Here is a 3173-nt window from a genome sequence, read left to right on the forward strand (position 1 = left end):
AAACTCGTGCCATACTTGGCCTCATGCGGTTGAATTTCCTATCCGTGATCTGGCCTTCGGAGAAATTGTACGGCGCCTGGCTGAGCAGGAAGGTCAGCCCGGTCCAGAACACGCTAAAGCAGGCAAAGGCCAGCGCCCCATACAGCGAGCGCAAGCGCAGCGCCGGATGGTCGCGCACCAGCGTCAGCAGCGATTTCATCAAGGTGCCGTAGGCAAACGGAATCTTGCGTTGGTCCCCGGGCAATGCGCGCGCCAGTAGCGCGGTCAATAGCAGCACCACGATGGCGGCGATGAGGTAGACCATGCGCCAGCCGGCCAATTGGGCGATCAGGCCGGATACGGTGCGCGCCAGCAGAATCCCCAGCAGCAGGCCGCCCATCACGGTGCCGACCACCCGGCCGCGCTCCTTGGCATCGGCCAGGGAAGCCGCGAACGGCACCAGCAATTGGGTCGAGCAGGTAGTCACGCCGACGAACAGGCTGGCGATGGCAAACAACAGGAAGGTCGGGCTGGCGGCGACCGCAAGCAGTGCCAGCACGCTTGCCAGCAGCAGCGTGACGATCAGGATGCGGCGATTGAGCACATCGCCCAGCGGCACGATCAGGACCAGGCCGCAGGCATAGCCCAGCTGGGTGAGCGTGACCAGAAGGCCGAGGCTGGTCGGCGAGCGGCCAAAGGTGTCGGAGATGGCGGCGAGCAGCGGCTGTGCGTAATAAATGTTTCCGATGATGGTGCCGCAAGCGATGGCAAACAGCAGGGTCATCCGCGTTTCTGGGTCGGCATGTCGATCTGGTTTTAAAAGGCGGATGGGCGAGAAAAGGGCCATCGGCCGATGGCATGGCAGTCCGGAAGGACTCCCTGCGGCATCGGTCATGGCCCTGGCAAAAAGCTGTCCCGCGCAGGATGTGACTGTCGCGGGGCGAAGCGCCTCAGAACGGCTTATTGGGCAGGAATTTCCCGTCCAGCGTGATTACCGCACGCGAGCCGCCTTCCGGGTCTTCGACTTTTTTGATGTCCAGCTTGAAATTAATCGCGCTAATGATACCGTCGCCGAACTGTTCGTGCACCAGCGCCTTCAGGGTGGTGCCGTAGATCTGGACCATTTCGTAGAAGCGGTAGATGGTCGGGTCAGTCGGAATGCCGCCGGCGATACTGCCGCGCAGCGGGATGGTTTGCAGTTGCGCAACATCCGCTGCATCCAGCCCCAAGTGGGCGCAAACGATCTCGGCGGCGGCCTTCGGCAGTGCGTGCTGCCCCAGCAGCGCTGCCGTGACATAGGCAACGCTGAGCCCGGTTCCGGCAGCCAGCTGCTGCCAGGACAGGTCCTGGAGTGCCTTGGCAGCGATGACGCGCGCGGTGAGCGCAAGGCGGGGATCCTGATACACATTCGATTGTTGCATGGTGTTGTCCTTTTTCAGTGAGGAAGAGACGGTCAAGCGACCAAAGCGCCACGCTTTGACTGCGTGGCAATAGTTTGTGGAAATTCGGCGAGTGAAACGAAGCGATTGCTCTCGCCATCCAGCGCCACAATGGAACCTGTTTCGATGTCGTAGACCCAGCCGTGCAGGTTGAGCCGGCCCTGCTCCAGCGCCAGCGCCACCGAAGGATGGGTCTTGAGATTGACCAATTGGGCAATCACGTTTTCGCGCACCATCGAAGTCAGGCGCGCTGCAGCAGAGAGATGGGTGCGCGATGCATTGACTACCTTTGCCGAGTCGGCGTGGCGCAACCAGCTGGCAACGGCCGGCAAATGGTCCAGGCACTTGCAGCTGGAAATCGCCGTCATGGCGCCGCAATCCGAATGGCCGCAGACCACGATATCGGTGACGCCCAATTCCGCCACCGCGTATTCGACCGTGGCGGTAACGCCCCCGGGTTCCTGGCTGTAAGACGGCACAATGTTGCCGGCATTGCGAATCACAAAGATGTCGCCCGGATCTTGCTGGGTCAGCAATTCAGGCACGACCCGGCTATCGGAACAGGTAATAAAGAGAGCGCTTGGGCTTTGGGTGGTAGCCAGCTCCTTGAAAAGGGCAGACAGTCCCGGGAAGGCATGCTGCTGAAATTTCAAGACCCCCTCGACGATGGACTTCATGGCCTTGCTCCTTGTGTGATGAAGTAATGCTGCCATGATGGAGCGATTCAGCTATTGAGTCCAAGACCGATATACAATCAAATCCATAATAATTTCCTATAGTTGCCAAGCATGCTATTGCGCCACATACGTTACCTTCTCGCGGTGGCAGAGCACCGCAATTTCACGCGCGCCGCCGAGGCGCTGCATGTTTCGCAGCCCACGCTGTCGCAGCAGATCAGGCAGTTGGAAGAGGCGCTTGGGACGCAGTTGCTGGATAGAACCGGCCGGACCGTGCGCGCGACCGATGCCGGCGCGGCCTACATCGGCTATGCACGCAGGGCGTTGCGGGAGCTGGAAGCCGGAGAGCGTGCCGTGCATGACGTGCGCGACCTGCGGCGCGGCACTCTGCGCCTGGCAATGACGCCGACTTTTACGTCCTATCTGGTAGGGCCGCTGATCGCGGGTTTCAGCGCCCGCCATCCGGGGATCGCGCTGTGCATCAATGAAATGTCCCTGGATGCCCTCGAATTGGCTTTGGCCGACGACGCGATCGATCTCGGCATCGCCTTCAGTCCGGTGCGCTCGGCAGAGATAGAGTGCCGCCCCCTGTTTGCCGAGAAGCTCAGCATTGTGGTCGGCGTGAACCACCCGTTTGCGCAGCGTGCCGGGCCGATCACCCCGCGCGACCTGGAGCGGGAGCCGCTGGCGCTGTTATCGGCTGATTTTGCGACGCGCACCTATGTCGATGCCTATTTGTACAAGCAGGGGATTGCCCCGAAAATTCTGATTGAAGCAAATAGCATCAATGCGGTGGTTGAAATTGTCCGGCGCGGGGGCATGGCGACGATACTGCCGGATGCGATCACGCGTGAAAACGCCGGGCTCAGGAATATTGCGCTCGATCCCGCCTTGCCGCACCGCACCGTGGCCCTTCTGCGGCGCAGGGAGAGCTACCAGAGTGCGGCGGCCTTGGCCTTCGCCGGATTGATTGAAGGCATCATTGCCGATGCGGCGTTGACCTGATGCGCATGCGCTGCACCGGGTCGCTGGCCGGGGTCTCCTCGTTTTCAGTGCAATAAGTGACGGTACGCAAAGC

At 61.1% G+C, this 3173-nt stretch carries 4 protein-coding genes; 1 reads left to right on the plus strand and 3 read right to left on the minus strand.

The genetic code is table 11. The annotated features are described in order from the left end of the window. The 3 genes from OX89_RS17070 to OX89_RS17080 form a co-directional block, all read right to left on the minus strand. On the minus strand, window positions 1-763 hold a 763-nt coding region (locus tag OX89_RS17070; protein ID WP_047351520.1), incomplete at its 3' end, for an MFS transporter. 166 nt (window positions 764-929) lie between these two features. Next, a complete protein-coding gene (gene cynS / locus OX89_RS17075; protein WP_018079680.1) occupies window positions 930-1400 on the minus strand; it encodes a cyanase in 471 nt (156 codons plus the stop codon). 32 nt (window positions 1401-1432) lie between these two features. Then, window positions 1433-2095, minus strand: a complete 663-nt coding sequence (locus OX89_RS17080) for a carbonic anhydrase (RefSeq protein ID WP_018079681.1) — start codon at window positions 2093-2095, stop codon at window positions 1433-1435. Between the two features lie 111 nt (window positions 2096-2206). Between OX89_RS17080 and cynR the strand changes: the two genes are divergently transcribed. Beyond that, complete coding sequence (cynR, locus tag OX89_RS17085) at window positions 2207-3100, plus strand: transcriptional regulator CynR (protein ID WP_018079686.1); 894 nt, start codon at window positions 2207-2209, stop codon at window positions 3098-3100. Window positions 3101-3173 lie beyond the last annotated feature (73 nt).

This window comes from Diaphorobacter sp. J5-51 (genome assembly GCF_001023515.1).
Classification (GTDB): Bacteria; Pseudomonadota; Gammaproteobacteria; order Burkholderiales; family Burkholderiaceae_C; genus Diaphorobacter; species Diaphorobacter nitroreducens.

Bases quoted from the DNA above. Each gene is read 5' to 3' on its own strand.
- cynS (WP_018079680.1), bottom strand. From the start codon at position 1,400: ATGCAACAATCGAATGTGTATCAGGATCCCCGCCTTGCGCTCACCGCG.
- OX89_RS17080 (WP_018079681.1), bottom strand. From the start codon at position 2,095: ATGAAGTCCATCGTCGAGGGGGTCTTGAAATTTCAGCAGCATGCCTTC.
- cynR (WP_018079686.1), top strand. From the start codon at position 2,207: ATGCTATTGCGCCACATACGTTACCTTCTCGCGGTGGCAGAGCACCGC.